This is a genomic window from Shewanella acanthi, assembly GCF_019457475.1.
Taxonomy (GTDB): Bacteria; Pseudomonadota; Gammaproteobacteria; order Enterobacterales; family Shewanellaceae; genus Shewanella; species Shewanella acanthi.
In genome coordinates, this window is sequence record NZ_CP080413.1 from 707,122 (window position 1) to 726,728 (window position 19,607).

The 19,607-nt window shown below is 43.5% G+C and carries 14 protein-coding genes; 6 read left to right on the plus strand and 8 right to left on the minus strand.

Annotated elements, in window-relative coordinates; genetic code table 11:
• Positions 1-373 precede the first annotated feature (373 nt).
• Complete coding sequence (locus tag K0H61_RS03150) at positions 374-562, minus strand: transposase (RefSeq protein WP_220051318.1); 189 nt, start codon at positions 560-562, stop codon at positions 374-376.
• Positions 563-932: 370 nt separating this feature from the next.
• On the opposite strand from K0H61_RS03150, the gene K0H61_RS03155 reads away from it, so the two are divergent.
• Together K0H61_RS03155 and hmpA are read left to right on the plus strand one after the other, a co-directional pair.
• Positions 933-2,486, plus strand: a complete 1,554-nt coding sequence (locus K0H61_RS03155; protein ID WP_258405998.1) for an arylsulfatase — start codon at positions 933-935, stop codon at positions 2,484-2,486.
• A 442-nt stretch (positions 2,487-2,928) separates the two neighbouring features.
• Complete coding sequence (gene hmpA / locus K0H61_RS03160) at positions 2,929-4,119, plus strand: NO-inducible flavohemoprotein (protein WP_434086600.1); 1,191 nt, start codon at positions 2,929-2,931, stop codon at positions 4,117-4,119.
• Positions 4,120-4,195: 76 nt separating this feature from the next.
• Here the strand turns inward: hmpA and K0H61_RS03165 are convergent, their stop codons facing one another.
• The gene (locus K0H61_RS03165; protein WP_220051320.1) at positions 4,196-5,965 is read right to left on the minus strand and encodes a GGDEF domain-containing protein; all 1,770 of its coding nucleotides are present in this window, start codon (positions 5,963-5,965) and stop codon (positions 4,196-4,198) included.
• 40 nt (positions 5,966-6,005) lie between these two features.
• The gene (locus K0H61_RS03170; RefSeq protein WP_220051321.1) at positions 6,006-6,749 is read right to left on the minus strand and encodes a YuxH family protein; all 744 of its coding nucleotides are present in this window, start codon (positions 6,747-6,749) and stop codon (positions 6,006-6,008) included.
• Between the two features lie 479 nt (positions 6,750-7,228).
• Here K0H61_RS03170 and K0H61_RS03175 point away from each other — a divergent pair, with 479 nt between their 5' ends.
• Complete coding sequence (locus K0H61_RS03175; protein ID WP_220051322.1) at positions 7,229-8,161, plus strand: helix-turn-helix domain-containing protein; 933 nt, start codon at positions 7,229-7,231, stop codon at positions 8,159-8,161.
• Here the strand turns inward: K0H61_RS03175 and queG are convergent.
• Together queG and K0H61_RS03185 are read right to left on the minus strand one after the other, a co-directional pair.
• The gene (queG, locus tag K0H61_RS03180) at positions 8,158-9,339 is read right to left on the minus strand and encodes a tRNA epoxyqueuosine(34) reductase QueG (RefSeq protein ID WP_220051323.1); all 1,182 of its coding nucleotides are present in this window, start codon (positions 9,337-9,339) and stop codon (positions 8,158-8,160) included. The genes K0H61_RS03175 and queG overlap by 4 nt on opposite strands.
• A gap of 182 nt (positions 9,340-9,521) precedes the next feature.
• Entirely contained in the window at positions 9,522-11,423 is a 1,902-nt protein-coding gene (locus K0H61_RS03185) for a tetratricopeptide repeat-containing diguanylate cyclase (RefSeq protein ID WP_220051324.1), read from the minus strand.
• A 156-nt stretch (positions 11,424-11,579) separates the two neighbouring features.
• Here K0H61_RS03185 and K0H61_RS03190 point away from each other — a divergent pair, with 156 nt between their 5' ends.
• Positions 11,580-12,107 (plus strand): phosphatase PAP2 family protein, encoded by a 528-nt coding sequence (locus K0H61_RS03190; RefSeq protein WP_220051325.1) that lies wholly within the window; start codon positions 11,580-11,582, stop codon positions 12,105-12,107.
• A gap of 24 nt (positions 12,108-12,131) precedes the next feature.
• A complete protein-coding gene (locus K0H61_RS03195) occupies positions 12,132-12,566 on the plus strand; it encodes a DUF3069 domain-containing protein (protein ID WP_220052432.1) in 435 nt (144 codons plus the stop codon).
• Positions 12,567-12,644: 78 nt separating this feature from the next.
• Here K0H61_RS03195 and K0H61_RS03200 read toward each other — a convergent pair whose 3' ends face one another.
• The 3 genes from K0H61_RS03200 to K0H61_RS03210 all read right to left on the minus strand — a co-directional run bounded on the left by K0H61_RS03200 (position 12,645) and on the right by K0H61_RS03210 (position 16,535).
• Complete coding sequence (locus K0H61_RS03200; RefSeq protein ID WP_220051326.1) at positions 12,645-14,333, minus strand: NAD-dependent malic enzyme; 1,689 nt, start codon at positions 14,331-14,333, stop codon at positions 12,645-12,647.
• Between the two features lie 280 nt (positions 14,334-14,613).
• A complete protein-coding gene (locus tag K0H61_RS03205) occupies positions 14,614-15,078 on the minus strand; it encodes a YehS family protein (protein WP_220051327.1) in 465 nt (154 codons plus the stop codon).
• A gap of 170 nt (positions 15,079-15,248) precedes the next feature.
• A complete protein-coding gene (locus tag K0H61_RS03210) occupies positions 15,249-16,535 on the minus strand; it encodes an NRAMP family divalent metal transporter (RefSeq protein WP_220051328.1) in 1,287 nt (428 codons plus the stop codon).
• 399 nt (positions 16,536-16,934) lie between these two features.
• Between K0H61_RS03210 and K0H61_RS03215 the strand changes: the two genes are divergently transcribed.
• Entirely contained in the window at positions 16,935-19,520 is a 2,586-nt protein-coding gene (locus K0H61_RS03215; RefSeq protein ID WP_220051329.1) for a TonB-dependent receptor, read from the plus strand.
• The last annotated feature ends 87 nt before the right edge of the window (positions 19,521-19,607 follow it).

Here is a 19,607-nt window from a genome sequence, read left to right on the forward strand (position 1 = left end):
ATAGGCCTTTCAGCCACTATTTTCCTAAACATAGCAATTACTGAATCACCTAAAAGGTATGGATTTAACTTCGATTCTGTTCGAGTAAATTGGATTACACTTCAACATCAGTGGCACTGGATTACCGAACTCTGGTGCAATCAACTTGTATGAGTCGCTCTTAATCGAGATTTGCCGTTTGCTATCTGTACCAAACTTTTCACTGCCTATTTCTTCTTACCTATGACTTTAAGCCCTTTGGCATCTATCAATCGCTCAATGTGAAATGTTGTAAGGTGTTTGGGTTTTGAGGTTCTTTCGCGTTTGCTGATATAAGGGAAATATGGGTAAATCAGTGACAGTTTTGCGAGTTGAAATAATTAATAAATCCTTGTCATGCTTGTAGATGAATGGCAAACATACGCTTAACCATGATCGCGGCAGTGATGTGCAGTTTATTCATTAATTGCGGTCTGTCTTTTATGCCTTGCTTTGCTAGTCCTTGACCTTTAGCGATGGCTTCCTCCGCAATCCAACAGGTAACTGAACCACGGTAAATAAGGCTTAGTTGTATATTTTGCAATGAGTTGTTTTATGACAGGGTTCCTTCTCGGTTGCTCACTTGGTTAGTCGATGATGATAATCTGATCGTCGGTTTCAACAGTAGTGCCGCTGAATTCTAAGACAAAGCAAAGTCTGTTTTACCTATACAGTTACGATAATGAAGAGTTATACAAACGGGCCAAAGTTAACAAGACGTTAGGTTTAAAAATTTTTCTTATTATTCAAAATAACAATCATTGATTGGTCTATCCTTATTTCTGAAAACATTGTGTTTTAAAAATTTTAATACTCTTTAATGTTAGGTCGTATAACGAAACAAAGAAGGCTTATCACGATACGGCCATATCCGTCATTTTTCAAAATAAGTAAATTCAATAGGGTACCTTTCAATGAAAAAAACATTGCTAGCTACGGCTCTTATGGCATCAATGAGTATCGCTCCCACTTTAAGGGCTGCAGAAACAGATAAACCGAATATATTGATTATCTTCCCTGATGATGTCGGTTGGACTAACGTCAGTGCATATGGACGAGGGGTTATTGGTTATCAGACTCCAAATATCGACCGGCTGGCTAAAGAAGGTATTATGTTTACAGAGCATTACGCTCAGCCTTCAAGTACTGCTGGTCGAGCCGCTCTAATTACTGGTCAATATCCTATCCGCAGCGGTATGACTACCGTTGGACGACCAGGTGCAAAACTAGGACTCAATGAGAAGACGCCAACGTTAGCTGAAGCACTTAAAGAGTTGGGGTATCGCAGTGGTCAGTTTGGTAAAAACCACCTTGGCGATCGTAATGAGCATTTACCAACAGTGCATGGCTTCGATGAGTTCTTTGGTAATCTCTACCATTTAAATACTGAAGAAGAACCTGAGCAATATGATTATCCCAAAGATCCTGAGTTTAAGGAAAAGTTTGGTACCCGTGGGGTATTACATTGTTATGCTACCGATAAGGTCGATAAAACCGAGGATCCGCGCTTTGGCGTAGTGGGTAAACAAAAGTGCGAAGATACAGGCCCTCTGACAACCAAACGTATGGAAACCGTTGATGATGAATTTATCGCAGCGGCACAAAATTTCATGCAACAAAGCAAAGAAAGTAATAAGCCATTTTTTGTTTGGTTAAATACAAGTCGTATGCATATGTTTACCCACCTTCGAGAATCGCGACGTTACTTAGCCGCCGACACAAATACCGAGCATGATGCATACGGTAGCGGGATGATGGAACATGACATGCAAGTTGGTGAGTTACTGGACGCCATGAAGAAGATGGGAGTACTTGATAACACGATCATTGTTTACTCTACTGACAATGGCCCTGAACACAGCGCTAAAACACATGGAGGTACAACGCCATTCCGTGGTGAGAAAATGACCACGTATGAGGGTGGGGTTCGAGTTCCTATGATTGTCCGCTGGCCGGGCCATATTCCTGCTGGTGAAATTAGAACTGGCATTCAATCGCATATGGATATTTTTACTACCTTAGCCGCAGCAGCAGGCGCGCCTGATGTACGTGAAAAAATGCTAAAACAGCGAAAACAATATATTGATGGTGTAAATAATCTGGATTATTGGGCTGGTAAAACAAAAGAGAGCGCTCGAGATAGTTATATCTATTATTACGAATCCAGCATTAAAGCCATACGCTACAAACAATGGAAGCTGAACTTTGAAACCAGTGAAAACTATTATGAACCATATGTAAAACAAAAATTCCCAGTGATATTCAATTTACATATGGATCCATACGAATCTTTCTATTCAACGCTCGATCGTTCACAAGCTCTACAGCGCAAACAGTGGTTAAACGAACCTGTGCAAGAGCTATTAATGGAGCATATCAAGACATTACAGGAATATCCTCCAGTGCAGAAGGCTGATACTCACGACTTTAGTGAGTTGATTAATGAGCTACAAAAGGGAAGAGAATAACATAATAGTTGGGAGCCTATTCAAGCATGACTAGGCTCCTATTTTTAGGCAGATAAGTAGTTAATGACCTTAATAACTGAGATCTCAGTCATTTGGGGCTCAAATATAACCAAGATCACTAGCATATCGATGGCGATTCAAACCCATCAACTGTTTAAGCTGTTCGATAAGCCATGTTGTAACTGTTACTCTTCATTTTAATGACTAAAATCGACAGTAAATAACATATTGAACAGTTCTCTGATGGGGGATTTTCAACCTGAATTTTAAGGTTGAACTCACCTTGCTATAACAATCATTTCTATATATATCAAGTAATTGGTTATAGGTTAGACATTGGGCAACCCATTCTAATGGGCGTGAAAGCAAACCGCCAGTTATACAGCACTCGATTAACTGTCTATGCTTCACAATGCCATGATGACACGCTTATTTTCAGGAGTTGAAATTGATGAATGAACAGCAAAAAGATCTTGTTCGCGCCACGATACCCGTCCTACAAAGCAGTGGGGTGGCGTTAACCACACATTTCTATCAACGCATGCTTAACCATAATCCTGAGCTTAAGCATATTTTTAATCAGGGGCATCAGGGGGCAGGACAGCAACAGCAGGCCCTTGCAGGGGCTGTTTTGGCCTATGCATCGCATATTGACGATCCTTCTGTATTGCTCCCTGTCGTAGAGCGAATCGCGCACAAGCACGTGAGCTTGGGGATCCGCGCTGAGCATTATGCGATTGTGGGCAAACACTTACTGGCCAGTATTCAAGAGGTGCTTGGCGATGCGGCAACTCCTGAGCTCATCGATGCTTGGGCTGCAGCCTATGGAAAGTTAGCAGAGTTATTTATTGATTTAGAAAGTTCGTTTTACCAACAAAGTGTGGATGCAGCAGGTGGTTGGAGTGGTTGGAGGCCGTTTCGTATCGTTCGAAAACAGGCTGAAAGTGCCGAGATTACCTCCTTCTATATGCAGCCTATTGATGGTGGTAGCCTTCCTGATTATCAACCTGGACAATACATTAGCCTGCGTGTCTATGTCGAAGAACTTGGGATATATCAACCTCGCCAATATAGTTTGTCCGATATGGCGGGTGCGAATCAATTTCGGATTTCGGTGAAGCGTCAAGGCGCTAGTGAAACAACGCCAGAGGGCAAGGTCTCAAACCTATTGCACGCTAATTATGATGTTGGTCAATTAGTGGAATTATCTGCCCCTGGTGGGGAGTTCTACCTACAGCAGTCTAACCGACCTGTTGTATTGCTCAGTGGTGGTGTGGGGATAACGCCGATGATTGCCATTGGCAAAACCTTGCACCAGCAGGGGCAGCGTGAAATCCACTTTGTGCACTCAGCCAGAAATAGCCAAGTGCATGCCTTTAAGTCCGTGAGCGATGCTTTTGCTGAAAAAGGCGCCAAAGTGCATTATTTTTATGACAAGCCGCAGGCAGATGAAGCGTATGCGCGAACAGCACCTTTTGCCATTGCCGATGTTCTCCCTTCGGCGCCGCTCGAAGCTGAGTACTATCTCTGTGGCCCTCTGCCATTTATGCGTCATTACATTTCCGAGTTAAAAGCCCATGGTGTGCCTGAGACGCAAATCTATGCTGAAGCTTTTGGTGCCGGCGGAGTGTGAAATAGGGCTTTATGCCCTATAGGCGAATAGCGCTTATATCTTCCCAAAAGTCACCCTAGGGTGACTTTAATTGTGCTTACAGAGTTGTACTTTGGGCAATGCTTTTTAGTTTTTGATAATAGTTTTCTGCCAATTTTGCTAAGTTAGGTTTATTTTCCAACGTTGTTGCTAGGGAGTCCTGTTGCTCAATGGCATCGGATTTTCTTCTTGATGGAATGGTAGAATCCTCAGTAATTTCGGCTAATTGCTCGCCTGCTGTTTTGCTTTCGGGCTCAGGGTTAACTTTTGCTGACTCTGATAACAACCATGCTAATTCTGGGTCTATTGTGATCTGAGCACGGCCGTTGTGTTTACTTTGGTATAGCAATTGATCAACGCGTTTGTGGGCAGCATCGAAGGTTTCATGTTCTGCGTACCAAATTGTTAGTCCGCCCGATAGCGAGATTGCTTCTTGGTTAAAGCTCATCATGCGTTTCTTTACTGAGGCAATAAAAGCTGCGAGGTCAACATTGCACTCAATATTAAACAATAGTAAGAACTCTTCTCCGCCTACTCTTAATACCGTATCCTGTTCACGACTAAAGTTTTTTCTAAGAAAGTCAGCGGTATGTACCAATAGTGTATCGCCAAAGTCGTGACCATAGGTGTCATTAAATTGCTTAAACTTATCTAAATCGACCAGTACCATAAGTACTTTACTTTCTGAGTGTTGATATTCCTTTATCAAGGATTTCAATGCAGTACGATTATGCAAGCCTGTCAGTGCATCCCGAGTATGGTTATTTTTGTAATAGGTGATCACATCGAATATTTTTTTGTCATTTAGCGCCACCCGAGTGTGGGTCGGCTTGCGGTAGTATTCAATCTCAATTAGACGATAGTACTCGCAAAAGTCATCGCCCCGGATTTGTATAAAACGGGTATTTTCATCGTAATGATCCATCTCAACACCAAAGGCGCTGTAGTAGGTCAGTTGAAGTCCACGTAAATTTTCTCTCTCCGAGCAATACATAATAGTGGCTTGTGTTTTATCGATTTCAAAAAGAATAAAGCCTTTGTTTTTTATTAGATTATTAAACTCCATCCTCGCTCGGATACGGTAGATACTGATTATTTGCAGCTTCCAGACAACAAACACCAACAAGTTAAATAGGATGAATATAATCAATAACTTCCAAGGGGAAAGCTCATATTCTGCGTTTTTTATTGCATTGGCATAAGCTTTAAAATCCATGACTTCGTTCATGGTAAAGTCGAGGTTAAATGGATTGGCAAACCCACTTGGCAAATTGAAGTGCGGTAAAATACTGTTATCTACATATATCACTCGTTTAATGCCGACATTGACGAAGGACAGTTCAAATGTTTTGAGTGTAAAGGGGGTGTAAAGCGTATCATCCTTGTAATGTAAGGGGAAATTATTGCTTGTCATTAAGGAATCGCCATAACTTGACTGTGCATCGGCCTCACTAAAACCCATATAAGTGTTTTCCATCGCGCCGGTGAGGCGAATGTTTTGCAGCGCAGTTAAATAGCTACAAATTCTTGCCGAGAGCTCAGTTTGCTCATCCCTGATATGGTTAGTGATTTTATCACCACGTAAACGAAGCCCGTTTTGAAATAGGGTGCAGCCACCAACAATGTCTTTGTTTGCAACAAGCTTGATATCGTCACGGAAGAACACTGTATCTAGGGATTCAATTGCGCGAATACGACTATTAATCATCTGATAAGCATCTTCTTTCTTGTATTGGTCGTAAAAGTAGAAGGCACCGCTATACATCAAGGTAAAGGCAATGGCGAGAATGATTGGGATTATATATTTCGCGAGGATAATTTTTCTCATTAGCTACACCAATAATTAATAAGTATATATTTTTAATTTTTTACTTGTTTATTCCTGCGTTGGTATTACAAGCGTTTGAATGTGAAAATGGTTCTGGTATATGAAGTAAATATCCTTGAAACGATAATTTAGAACGGTCTAATTTTCCTGCAAGCAGTTGCTCTAGTTGTGGTTTCTCCTCAATACTTTCTACGACAATTTCTTTTTGATTGAGCTGATTGTTTGAAATCAGTTCATTTTCTAGCTGGCTAAGCAGCTCAGCTTTAGGGCTAATGACCTTAATAATGTCAAAGAACTCTAATCTAAAAGGTAAGCCGTGGGGCTGGAGGTCATAATCATCAAGTGCGAGGGTAATATTGGCGGCTTTGAGGGTTTTTAAACCTTGCTCTAGTCGTTGACATTTGTCGCAGGTCAGTCGCTCGGTGACTTCTATCACTAGCTCACAATGATGATTTCTTAAGGTGCTATTGAGGCGGATTAATTGTGCAATACTCCACTGATCGCAAAGCGTTTGCTGCTCAATATTGATAAATACTCGGTCTAATTTAGCTTCGATAGCTCTCTGTCTCGCCGCAATAACTAACTGTTCAATATAGGCGGGGTGGGAGAAAAAAAGCTGGCAATATTTAAGAATCCCATCCGCCGGAAAGGCGCCTGCATTGAAGAGGATCTCTTCAGCCACATTCTCCAGTTTTGCATTATATATTTTTTGTGATTTAAAGCTGACGGTATCTTTACTTAGTTCAAAATCTTGCCAATTTTTTATCACATAACAGTTATTCATTAGCGCTTACCTTGAGGTCAAATCATTTTGCTCAATTTATTTTTGAGTCAGATTAAATGAAGCATGATTTTTGTTTGCTTTGTCGAGTTTTGTTCGACACTCTCAAAGCTAAAATCAATAACTTAACCATATTAATAGTCGAGGCTATAATGAGGTGGATTTGTTATAATGACTTTTGTATCTTCTGCCGTGTAGGTAAGTGTTTTAGCTTTTTAAACATTATTTAGACTGAATATTTCCTAGCCAAAAGGTTTGTTTTGGGAAGGTTGATAAATTTCAAATTCTAATTTAGAGCAAATCTTGTTCGTTATAATTTTACGTGAATAAGAATTTACAAACATGGCAATCTGTTATTTTATTAATTTAGTGATGCCTATAATGATGCGATCTAAGTATGATATTTTCTTATTGTGTCGTCTTTATCACGAATATGGTTAATGATTAAAGGGGCATTAAGGGCGCGATAAGGAGTTTGGTAGATGTTTTCGGTTTTGATTAAAGGTTTTAGGGAGGCGCACGCTTTAAGCCAAGAGGATTTAGCGCAGATTTTGCTTAGTTTTAGCGGAAGAGAGTCAATCGATATCACGACTATTAGTCGTTGGGAGCGAGGTATCAGTGCTCCCTCTATCGCCAATCAAATCTACATTCTCAGAAAATTAGGGATAAAATTTACCCTCGATGCAGTTTTGCCATCGATTTCATCCGAGTCGATTATAGCGCCGTTAAAGCATCGCTATAGTCGTATCCCAGCCTATGCGGATAAACCTTATCGGAATGAGCTACCGAGCTTTACCTTTAGTATATCTGACCAACTTGAAAATTTTTTGAATGATAACCAACTGATTAATTTTAATAAAAATATGTATTCAACAGATGTTGAAGCTAATGTTGGAAAGATTAATTTATCCGCCATTGAGTTCGATTCTGTGCGTATTTATCGATTTTTCCGCGAACAAAATCTAGTGGGTCATCTCGCCTATGCTGTAGCGAATACCAACGAAGTCATTAAGTTATTTGAAGGCATCTATCAAACGGAGTTTAAGGAAGCATTTGAGTCTGAATTGGAGGGTAAGGTATTGGTTGTCTTTAGTTCCTATGCCAGCGATCTTGCCTTGTATATTTATCTAGCGAAACTTGTGACATCCTTACTCAGTGAACAGCAGAAAATCGATTGGTATCTTGGCTATTCTTTTATTAATGAGGATTGGCAGGTACATAAACGTCTCGGAGGCAAAATTATTTACCGTGGTGAGCCTCTCAACGAGGGAGGTGTCAAAATCGGTAAGACAAGGGTAAAATTTGTTATTTGCGCAACGTCTGTACCGACTTTGCTTGCAAATCCTGTGGCTTTACTGAGCGAGCTTGAATTAGAAAAAGACTATGCTCACTCAATCAGCCCAATTAATGATTAGGCATCCCTTGGCAGTCCTTTTTGGATGACGCGGATAAGGCGTTGGGTTTTACGATTCGTTTCAAGGGCCAAAGCTTGTCGTTGCTGTGTCAAAGCCCAGTCTATATGTTCAATCACTAAATCTGTTATCCCAGTTTGGGTACGTTTGGCCTCTAAAGCTTCCATGATTTTTAACGAAGTAGGGGCGTTGCCTAGTGCAATAGCGATGTTTCTAAGCCAGCGTTCATGCCCAATTCGGCGAATAGCACTTCCTTCGGTTTGCGTTAAAAATTCTGCTTCGCTCCAAGCAAATAGGGCCAAGAGTTCTGGCTGTTTTAACTTAGCTCGAATATGAAAGTCACTCTCATGGGTGAGTGGGGATTCCCGATTAATGGGACACACTAATTGGCAGTCATCACAGCCATAGATACGATTGCCCATTAGTGGGCGTAGTTCTTCAGGAATACTGCCTTGATGCTCAATGGTTAAATAGGAAATGCAGCGTCTGCTATCGACAATATAGGGCTCAACGATAGCCCCGGTTGGGCAACTCGTGATACAGGCGACACAGGTATTGCAGTCTTCTTTAATGGGCGCATCTATGGGTAGCGGGAGGTTTATGAGCAGCTCCCCGAGGAAAAACCAACTGCCTGCATTGTGATTAAGAAGCAGCGAGTGTTTGCCCGTCCAACCTATTCCTGCTTTTTGGGCTAAAGGGCGCTCTAATACGGGGGCAGAATCAACAAAGGGTCTAAAGTCGGTGCTATTGAACCCTTGTTTTTGCAGTGTTTCAGTAATCTTATCGCCAAGCTTTTTAAGCCTAGCGCGAATTAACTTGTGGTAATCGCGCCCGCCCGCATAGCGGGAAATATAGGCAAGGTTAGGATCGGCAAGGTTTGTGGCAAAGCCAGCTTCTGGCGGTAGATAATCCATTCGAGCGCTAATCACCCTAAGCGTTCCTGGATGTAACTCAGCGGGACGTGCTCGCATCATCCCATGGCTCGCCATATAGGCCATTTCACCGTGAAACCCCTTATCTAACCAGGCTTGTAATCTTGGCTCTTCCGCCGTTAAGTCGATATCACTGATACCAATTTGGGCGAATCCGAGTTCTTTTCCCCAGGTTTTGATTTGCGAGGCGAGCTGATTGAGAACGGTGGTTTCTGGGTAATGGGGTTCAGGATTCATTGTATTTGACATGGGGCAAGCAGGGGATGACGTTTAACTATCTGCCTATGATAGCAGCTTTGGGTCGAGTTGAGGTTTTTACTCAAATAATCGAATCGATAACTCTGTCGGCGAGTCGCACCGCTTTAAGCTTTTGCACGATATCAAAGAGTTCCAGACTTTTAGTCAATAACTCTGGCCGTTAACATGGTAACTCAGGTGGCGTGGGATTTTGCGAGTTTTACGCAATTACGTCCCGCATTTTTTGCTTCGTAGAGTGCACAATCTGCCCGTTTCACCAATTCATCAATATTTTCATCCCGCGAGGAACCACTGTTAATAAGGGTTGCGACCCCTGCACTGATGGTAAGTATGAGATCTTCGGGTAATGTCTCGGCCGCGATTTGGCTGATTTTTTGTTGTAGTTCAATGGCGTGCTTATTTGCCATTTGCTCTTCGGTATCTGGCAGTAATACCAAAAATTCCTCGCCGCCAATTCGGCCAACGATCTGCTTATCCCCATAGAGTGCGAGGCAAGCATTTGCTATGGCTATCAGCGCGTGGTCGCCAATTTCATGGCCGAACTGGTCGTTAATTTTTTTGAAATGATCGGCATCGAAGATGATCACCGAAAAGGGGCTGCGCTGCTTGATGGCCTGCAGGAAAAATGCTTCTGCCTTACTGTAGATATGGCGACGATTTGGCAGCTTAGTCAGGTGATCTGTCAGTGCTACTGTTTGTAACTCGCGGTTACGATGGACCAGTTTATAGGCAAAGATGGAGACGATGGCGAGGCTAAAGCCCGTTAACAATAGGATGATGTATTGCAGCGACTTATTTCGTTCGAGTAAGGCCATTTCTTGTTCTTTATGGCTCTGGTTTTCGAGTAGTCGTTTGTTCTCTAACTCAATACGACTTGTATCAAATTTAACTTTTAATTCATTGGTTTGGCTAGTTAATGAGTTATTGTCAATTTTTTTGGTTAAGGTCACGTACTGTTCGAGTGCCGCGTAGGCGGCGGGCATATCATTGAGTGATGAAAGCACCTCGCTTTTAAGTTGTAATAGCTGCGCTTGACCACGTTCATTTTGCTCGGCCACAAAGGCTTTTTCAGCTTCTTCCAATTCAATTAAGGCTTCAGCAAATTGGGCTTTCTTAAACTTAACTTCACCCATAAATAGCTTCATAAAGCTGTAGGCGGCGGGATCCTGATCGCTAATGACTTTATCTGCCTCAACCAAATAACGCTCGGCTTCATTAAGACGATTGAGTTTAAGTAGGCTATAGGCGATGTTTGTGGCTGATACCGCCGCTTCCATGGTGAGCTTATGATCCTTTTGATACTTGTAACTAATCAAGAAGTTATCTATTGCCTGCTGATGCTCACCCAACTCATCGAGTGCAAGTCCCATGTCGGTGGTGACATAAATCAGTTGCAGCTCATTGCCATTTTTTTCATACAGATCTTTTAATTTTTTGTAGTAACGAATGGCGCTCTGGGGATCGCCGTAACGCCTAAAGCTATTGGCAATATCGGCGAGATTGATATTGGCCCAGCTGGTGAGATTAAGTGACTCGTATAAGTCTTGGGCTGTGACTAAATCGTTAAGCGCTGAGGTGAAGTCGCCAATATAAGAATACAGGGCGCCGCGGAGACTGCGGGAGTCTGCGATCAGCTTGATATCTTCGGTATCATAGGCGCGTTTGATACTTTGGGTATAAGCTGCCATCGCAGCGTTGATATCGCCATCCATCTGCAAAAACCAAGCATTACAAAGGGTCATATCGATAAGGTAATGAGTTGAGGCGCTGGGGGGAGGATTGTCGAGAACTTGGGCGCTGTTACTAATTGCTTTTTTGATAGCGGCATCGGAATCTGCGGCTTGATTCCAGCACTCTAAGGCCTTGAGTTTCTCCATTCGAAGCGCATCATCTTTGGATACCAGTTGACGAAGAAGCGCAAGTTTCTGAGCGATTTCCCCATGAACCATAGGATCGCCATTTTCGAATTGCGCAATGATTTTGTCGGCCTGAGATTTGTCCTCTGCAAAGGCTAAATTCAGTGTCAATGACAGGAGTAGCGATGACAAAATCAATATATACAGGCGTTGTAACAAGTTAGCTAATCCTTCATGAACTTAAACACGCAGCTAATCATTAGCTTAGCATAAATTGATTATCAATTGTTCACATAGCAAGTTTGGATTTTTTGCTTTCACTTTGCTATCAGGGTATAAACGACAGCTTTGGAGCTGAGTCGGGAAGGAAAACCATTGAAAAAACTACTCTGCTTTTGCCTATTCATGTTCACGGGGATGAGCTTCGCAAACAGTGATGACACCGAAACCTCGGGTGATGTAGTGCATTTGCTGTTGCCAGCAACGGCTCTTGGAGCAACTCTGTTCTATGAAGAGGGAAATGAGGGTAGCTGGCAATTACTCAAGGCCGCAGTCTCGAGTCGAGTGATAGTCGAGGGGTTTAAACTTGGGGTCAGCAAGGATAGACCCGATGGCAGTGGTGACGATTCTTTTCCGTCTGGTCATAGCTCGGACAGCTTTATGGCGGCAACCTTTATTCACCAGCGTTATGGTTGGCAATATGGATTACCCGCTTATTTTGCCGCATCTTACGTGGGTTATACCCGTATAGAGAGCGATAAGCATTATGTTGAAGATGTGCTTGCAGGCGCCGCAATTGGTGCGCTTGCAGGATGGTATTTTACTGAACCCTATCAAGGGGTAACAGTGACACCTTTAGCCCATAATGGGGTATATGGTTTGTACATTAGTGGCCAGTTTTAGGTCGCTTAAATTGAGAGAATAATGATGGCTGAAGTATCTGTTGAATATCGCGAAACTGCCGAGCGCATTTCTCACAACGTTGCCAATAAAGTTTTACCTATGGCAAAAATGCCAGAAAGCCTGTTAGAGGCTTACAAGGGCTTATGTGCAGAGTTGTTACTCGACCGTGAAGGCAAGTTTGCTGCGGCTTGGGAGGCGTTGCCCGCCAGTGCTCAAAAATTAATGCCACAGGCGGAGTTCCATGGTTTTTATATTGCCAATGCTTGGCTGCAATTAAGCCGTGTAGCTCAACAAATCTCGGAACAGGCCGATTCGGATGAAGCAATTAATGAGCAGGAATATGATGGTGTATTTGGCCGCTTAGCCGATGAATCGCTAAAAGAGTGCATTCGTAAACTGAAGAAAGCCCGTACCGATCGTTCTATGCTAAATAGCTTCAAACAAGTGATGGCACCTTAAGCGAGTTTGAACCAATCATAAAAAGCCCGTCTACGACGGGCTTTTTATTTGGGAAATCCCATGTAAGCCTAAAGCAGATTAGAATGAAGTGCGCTTGTAGCGGCGGTACTCTGGAGTCCAGAAGTTATCTTCAATTGCCTGCTTTAGCAGCTCATCGCTACAAGGTAACGCGAGGCCTTGTTCAATAGCGACTTTACCAACCGCAAAGGCGATATGTTTACTGACGGTATGGATATCTTCCAGCTTCGGCAATAATGCACCCGTGCCATCGATGGCTAAAGGTGAGCACTCTGCTAGCGCACGGCTCGATGCCATTAGCATCTCATCCGACACATGGCGGGCACCGGAGGCGAGTACACCAAGGCCTATGCCTGGGAAGATAAAGCTGTTGTTACATTGGGCGATTTCGTAGGTTTCACCATCGACTACCACAGGCTCAAACGGGCTGCCGGTTGCAACCAGTGCCTGACCTGAAGTCCAATGCAGGATGTCTTTTGGTGTCGCTTCAACGCGGCTGGTTGGGTTTGACAGTGGGAAGATAATGGGACGCTCACAATGGCTATGCATCGCACGGACAATTTCTTCGGTAAACAGACCCGGTGCACCAGACACGCCAATCAGTACTGTTGGTTTAGCGTTGTTCACGACATCGAGCAGTGAAATATTATCGCTAAAGTTATTCCAGTCACTGATATTGGCACATTTTTGCGCTAATTTTTGCTGGAATGGCAACAGGTTAGGCATGTTGTCTAGCAGTAAACCCCAGCGGTCAACCATGCAAACTTGGCTGCGAGCCTGTTCATCGCTTATGCCTTCAGACACCATTTGGGCAACGATAGCTTCGGCAATACCGCAACCTGCGCTACCTGCACCTAAAAACGCCACGCGCTGTTTGTTGAGCTCTGTGCCTGCGGCCTTACAAGCAGCGAGTAATGAGCCAACGGTTACGGCAGCTGTGCCTTGGATGTCGTCGTTAAAGCAGCAGTAGCGATCCTTGTAACGCTCAAGGATTGGCATTGCATTTTTCTGCGCGAAGTCTTCGAATTGGATCAGTGCGTCAGGCCAGCGAATGTGGACAGCTTGCATAAAGGCTTCGATAAATTCGGCATATTCTTCACCGCCAATACGGGGGTGGCGCCACCCCATGTACATAGGATCGTCGAGTAACTGTTGGTTATCGGTACCCACATCTAAGGTGATCGGTAGGGTATAAGCCGGACTGATACCACCACAGCTGGTGTAAAGTGACAGTTTACCGATTGGGATCCCCATGCCGCCAATACCTTGGTCGCCTAAGCCCAATATGCGCTCACCGTCGGTCACAACGATGATTTTTACTTTTTGGCGGGTAGAGTTGTTAAGGATGTCTTCAATCCTGTCCTTATTTGGATAAGAGATAAACAGACCACGGTTACGGCGGTAGTTTTTAGAGAAACGCTCACAGGCTAAACCTACGGTCGGCGTGTAGATGATGGGCATCATCTCGGAGATATGGTTTTGCACTAAACGATAAAACAAGGTCTCGTTGGTGTCCTGAATATTTCGCAGGTAGATGTGCTTGTCGAGATCGTTGTTAAAGCTTCTGAATTGATCGTAGCCACGGGACGCCTGTTCTTCGATTGTTTCAATCGCGTAGGGCAGCAAGCCTTCGAGGTTAAAGAAAATACGCTCTTCTTCAGTAAATGCACTGCCTTTGTTAATCAATGGGGCTTCAAGAATGGCAGGACCAGCAAACGGAAGATATATGGGGCGTTTATTATCGTCCATGGGAAACCTTTGAGTTATTGTTTAAATGGTTTTGTACGTACTTGAGACGTGCTTTGAGTCACGTAAGATTATCACGAAATGTGATCTTTGTTGCCCATGGAGTGCGCTATTTGTGGTTTTTTTTACAGCAAGGATGTAAGTCAGTGTTTAAAACGGGCTTGTGTTAATCTTTTGTAAAAGGATTTGAGGTGTTTGGCGCCGTTTGAATGCAGAATTAATAACAAAAAACGCAGCCTGAGCTGCGTTTATGCCATTTAGGCGATTTAATCGCGGTTTGCTGTTATACGCCGCGCAGTTTTAACGATAATCCGCGGATAAAGTTACGCAGGATTTGATCGCCGCAAGCTTTAAAGTTTTTGTGGTCTGGATTGCGGAACAGTGCTCCTAACTCGGATTTTGACATGTCAACTTCAGCAAGGGCTAGGGTCGCCAGAATATCTTCTTCACGCATTTCGAGTGCTACGCGTAATTTTTTGAAGATCAGGTTATTGTTGAGGCGCGAAATTGCTTTAGGGATTTCAGCGCCTTCACGTAATCCGCGTTTTTCAATAATCAAGCCATCTAAAAACTGACAAAGTGTAGTGTCGTTGCAGGCCTTATAGCCTTCTTCCTCTTCCTTACGAAGCAGAGCAATCATTTCTTCGGTAGGAACTTCTCTTCCAACATGGGCAAAAATTTTAGTCATTTTGGCATTGTTGAAATCAAATACGAAGCGCAGGCGGCGCAGAATATCGTTGTTAATCATGGTGTTCTCTAGGCGCGGCTGCGCAGTCAGTTTTAAGAGTCGATATTATATACCCAAAGCGACATAAAAGCAGATAACTCTGTCATGGCGATAGGGCAATGACGGGCGAGAACGATGCCGCCTTGATGAGCTTAATATTGTCGATTAAACAAGGGTACCTAATGCTAATCTTAAGCTTTGATTGCTACATACCAGTAGACAAAAAGCATCGCAAAAATAGTGAGATAAGCTAATCCTACCCAAGAGAGCCATTTCATTTTAGGGCCGTAACGATCGGCTTCGGGTAACTGCTGACTCGTCATTAAACGATAGTTTAGCCAAGCGAAGATGGTGGTGCTCATAAATGCGAGGATCATGACAAACTCAAGTAAGGGGAGTAGAGCCCCCTTAAAAAATAAGATAAGGAGTAACCCTAGGCCACTGACGCTGAGCATAATCGCTGTCAGTTTTTTACTGGCGTGAGTGTAGGGAATATTCGGATTTCGCAGTAACTGCCATGCGGCATCTAAGGTTCGGCTATAACCATCTACCACAGTGACCGTGGTGCTAAAAATACATAAAAAAGCAACTAATCCAATTAGATATTGACTCTCACTTCCCATTACTTTGCTGTACAAACTGATCAATTGATTGGCAAATTTTGCTCCCGAATCCGAAAAATGTTCACCACTGCCATGCATCACTAGTGCGCCTAGGGCAAGGAAAACGACAGCGAGCAGTGCTGTGAGAATGTAGCCAAGATTAAAATCCAATAGGGCCTGTGCTTTTGTGACGGGAGCGTTTTTTTGTTTTTCTAATAGCCATAGTGAATTACAAGCACTTATCTCAATTGGTGCGGGCATCCATCCCATCATCGCGACCAAAAAGCCCACATGAGCCCATTCCCATGGGGAGGTGGATACAAAGTCCCTCGACAGTGGCTTTACATGATCTAGTGCGAGTGCGGCGGCAACCAATGTCGTTAACGTCAGGGCAAACATAATGACTTTAGTGAGCCGATCAAGTAGCGAGTAATGCCCTAAAATCAATAGCATTAGCGATGTTAACAACACCAAAAATGCCAATAACTCTATGGGTAAAGGAACAAATTGAGTCAACATGGCCGCGGTGAGCATACACACCCCCGCGGTGCTGGCAACGGATGCAATAACGTTGAGTCCGGTGAATAACCATAGGTAACCCCGTCCTTGTTTAAGATACCCCTGTAGCAGGCTCTCACCGGTTGCTGCGGTATAGTAAGGCCCTGCGGCAAAGAAGGGATATTTGAGTAAATTTACCACTAGAATCACCCAAGCTAATTGCCAACCAAATTCGGCACCTGCACGGGTTGAAGAGACTAAATGGGAGGCACCAACGGCGGCAGCTGCCATTAACATGCCAGGCCCCATGGCTTTAATACTGTCAGAGAGTTGTTGTGTCCAATGTCTGGACAAGATCTGAGTGTGGCTATTGGTCATATTGGATTTTGATTTTCTTGTTTTAGTGTTGGTTTTGCTTTTAAGGTCAGCGTCTTGATAATAACAGATTGATATTCACCCCAATCAAATCCCACATGTAAAAAATTTGTGACTCATTGTGCTTCATTCTCCCCCCCAAATTTATGCCGCTTCATTCGGCTTGAGTCTTTTCATTTCAACTTATCAATTGCAATCAATTGCACTTTTAAAATGCATTGATTTAGTCATTTATAGTTGTTTTGTATATTTTAAAATCTAAACATGCTCTTAAAGTGAACAATCTGTTAACTTTTTAGAGTCCCCCATTGACTTTGTTTTTTAACGCATTAATTTGTCTGTGCAAAGTAATTATTTCAAAAATGTAAAATAATTTTAACAATAATATTTTAGGGGAAGTAAGTGATGAGACCTCAGATTTTACCGAGCGCGTGTGCGTGTGCTATCGCCATGGCGATGTCACCAAGCATTGCCCAAGCGGCAGATAATGGTGCTGATAAAGTTGAACGCATTGAAGTAACTGGTTCGCGTATCAAGCGTACAGATATTGAAGGGCCTTCTCCAATCCAATCTATTAGTAAAGACGATATCGCAAACATGGGCTTCGATAACCTGCAACAGTTACTCGAGCGTATGCCGGCAAATGGCGCGGGAGCATTCTCTACCCGTGGAAATAGCCAAGACTCGACTGCTAACGGTGGCGCATCTATCAGTTTGCGTGGCTTAGGTCCAGATGCAACATTAGTGTTAATTAACGGTCGCCGTGTGGCAGCAAGTGCGTTTGCTGAAGGTATTACTAACTCTTTCGTCGATATTAACAATATTCCAGTTTCTGCTATCGAACGTATCGATATTCTAAAAGATGGTGCGTCGGCCATTTATGGTTCAGATGCGATTGCAGGCGTAGTTAACATAGTGCTGAAAAAAGACATCGAAGGTCTTGAAATTAACTTAGGCTACGGTGATACCCCTGGCACAGGTTACGATGAAACCACCGCCAGCATGGTTTGGGGCATGAAGTCAGAGAAGGGTAGCGCGTCTATCATTCTCGATTACTTTAACAACGGTACTCTTGCGGCAACAGATTTAGGCCGTTTCGGTACCGCCGATCAAAGTCCCTATGGCGGCGAAGATCTTCGTTCATCACGCGGCTTCCCTGGTTATTTCTATGTTGGTGGTAAAAAAACCATTGACCCAGATTGTCCTGCTGACAGCGCTACGGCAAGCGGTAGCTGTTTATTTGATTACGGTCCCTACAACTTAGTTGCACCTGCTGCTGAACGTGTCGGGGCTATTGGTCAATTTGAATATCACTTTAACGATGATTTAACGGGTTTCTTGGAACTGGCAGCGCAGCACAATACCTCTGAAGCGGGCGGCGCTCCTACACCGCTGGATGAAGATGCTGAGTTAACGGTTCCTGCCGATCATCCTAACAATCCTTGGGGTGAAGATATTAAAATCGGTCGTTTCCGTACCGTCGATGCGGGCGCCCGCCGCTGGGATATCGAATCTGATACTTTACGTTTAGTTGCAGGTCTTCGTGGCACTGTTAGCGATTGGGATTGGGAAGCCTCAGTACAACGCGGTCGCAGTGAATCATTACAGACGGGTGATAACAGCCAAGGTTGGATCCGTACTGACTATCTACAGGCTGAGATTGATGCAGGTCGTTACAACCCATTTGGTGGTACTTTTAACTCTCAAGAAGTGATTGATGCGATCACGACTAGCCTAGTACGCCAAGGCTTATCGAGTATGACTTCTTATGCGGCAAATATCTCTGGTCAAGCTTTCACTTTAGCTGAGCGTGATATCATGATGGCTGCGGGTGTTGAATACCGCGAAGAAAGCGTGAGCGACGTGCCAGATGAGCAGTTCCAGCGCGGTCTGATTTTCGGTACTGAAGCAGTGTCTGCGGCTGCAGCACGTGATCAATACGCAGGTTATATCGAGTTCTCGGTTCCTGTGACGGACAATTTTGAACTGCAATTAGCGGGCCGTTACGATCATTACAGTGATTTTGGTTCAACCACTAATCCTAAAGTTGCGTTCCAATGGGGCATTACCGATGAAATCACGACCCGAGGTTCTTGGTCTACGGGTTTTCGCGCACCATCATTGGCACAAATCGGTTTAGGTCCATCACGTGAAAGTAGTTTCTTTATTGATAACTATCGCTGTCTTTCTGATGGCGTTGATTGCAAAGCGTTAGACTACAATACTGAGTTTGCGGGTAACTCTGATCTGGATGCTGAAGAATCTGAAACTTGGAATATTGGTACTATTTGGGCACCAAGTCAGAAATTCGACATCGGTTTCGATATTTTTAGCATCACGCAAGACAATAAAATTGATAAGCAGCCGCTTGGCGATATCTATGCTGCGAATTGTAACGATCAAAACAGCACTGTGTGTGTGCGTTTAGCGCCGGAGGATGGTCAAACCTTAGGTCCAATTAGTATTATCCATTCAAGCTTTATCAACTTAAGCTCTCAAGAAGTCCAAGGCCTAGACTTGTCTACTCACTATGGCTTAGAGCTTGCTGACTATGGTGATTTACGCTTTGGTTTGGAATACAGCTACCTGCATAAGTTTGAGAAAGACGGCCTAGATTACACCGGCGAGTATAAGTACCCACAACACCGTTGGTTACTGACCAGTAACTGGACTATGGATAACTTTGCCGCAAACGTGAATTTGAGCTACATCGGTGAATTTGAAGATACGCCAGATATCGATTTCGACGGCGCATTGGATTTCGAAAGCAACAAGTCGCGTATGATTGATGCTCAGCTGTTAGTCGATATGTCAGGAAGCTACCGTTTCAACGAAACTGTTAAGTTGACCCTTGGTGTGAACAACGTATTCGATGAGGAACCACCATTTGCTATCGGTGATGGTGATACCGACCTGTATGGTTATGTGATCTCTGTTCATAACCCTATGGGCCGTTATATCTATTCTAAGTTAACGATGAACTTCTAATCCTCATGTTTATCCTGTTAAAAACGGCGCTTTGGCGCCGTTTTTTTATGGGTTTGAGTTAACCGCTTCTCGGTGTATCTTGCCTAA

Excerpts from the sequence above, each read along its gene's own strand:
- K0H61_RS03195 (WP_220052432.1), top strand. The coding sequence starts at position 12,132 with ATGGCTGAAGTATCTGTTGAATATCGCGAAACTGCCGAGCGCATTTCT.
- K0H61_RS03165 (WP_220051320.1), bottom strand. The coding sequence starts at position 5,965 with ATGAGAAAAATTATCCTCGCGAAATATATAATCCCAATCATTCTCGCC.
- K0H61_RS03175 (WP_220051322.1), top strand. The coding sequence starts at position 7,229 with ATGTTTTCGGTTTTGATTAAAGGTTTTAGGGAGGCGCACGCTTTAAGC.
- K0H61_RS03205 (WP_220051327.1), bottom strand. The coding sequence starts at position 15,078 with ATGATTAACAACGATATTCTGCGCCGCCTGCGCTTCGTATTTGATTTC.
- K0H61_RS03210 (WP_220051328.1), bottom strand. The coding sequence starts at position 16,535 with ATGACCAATAGCCACACTCAGATCTTGTCCAGACATTGGACACAACAA.
- K0H61_RS03155 (WP_258405998.1), top strand. The coding sequence starts at position 933 with ATGAAAAAAACATTGCTAGCTACGGCTCTTATGGCATCAATGAGTATC.
- queG (WP_220051323.1), bottom strand. The coding sequence starts at position 9,339 with ATGTCAAATACAATGAATCCTGAACCCCATTACCCAGAAACCACCGTT.
- K0H61_RS03170 (WP_220051321.1), bottom strand. The coding sequence starts at position 6,749 with ATGAATAACTGTTATGTGATAAAAAATTGGCAAGATTTTGAACTAAGT.
- K0H61_RS03200 (WP_220051326.1), bottom strand. The coding sequence starts at position 14,333 with ATGGACGATAATAAACGCCCCATATATCTTCCGTTTGCTGGTCCTGCC.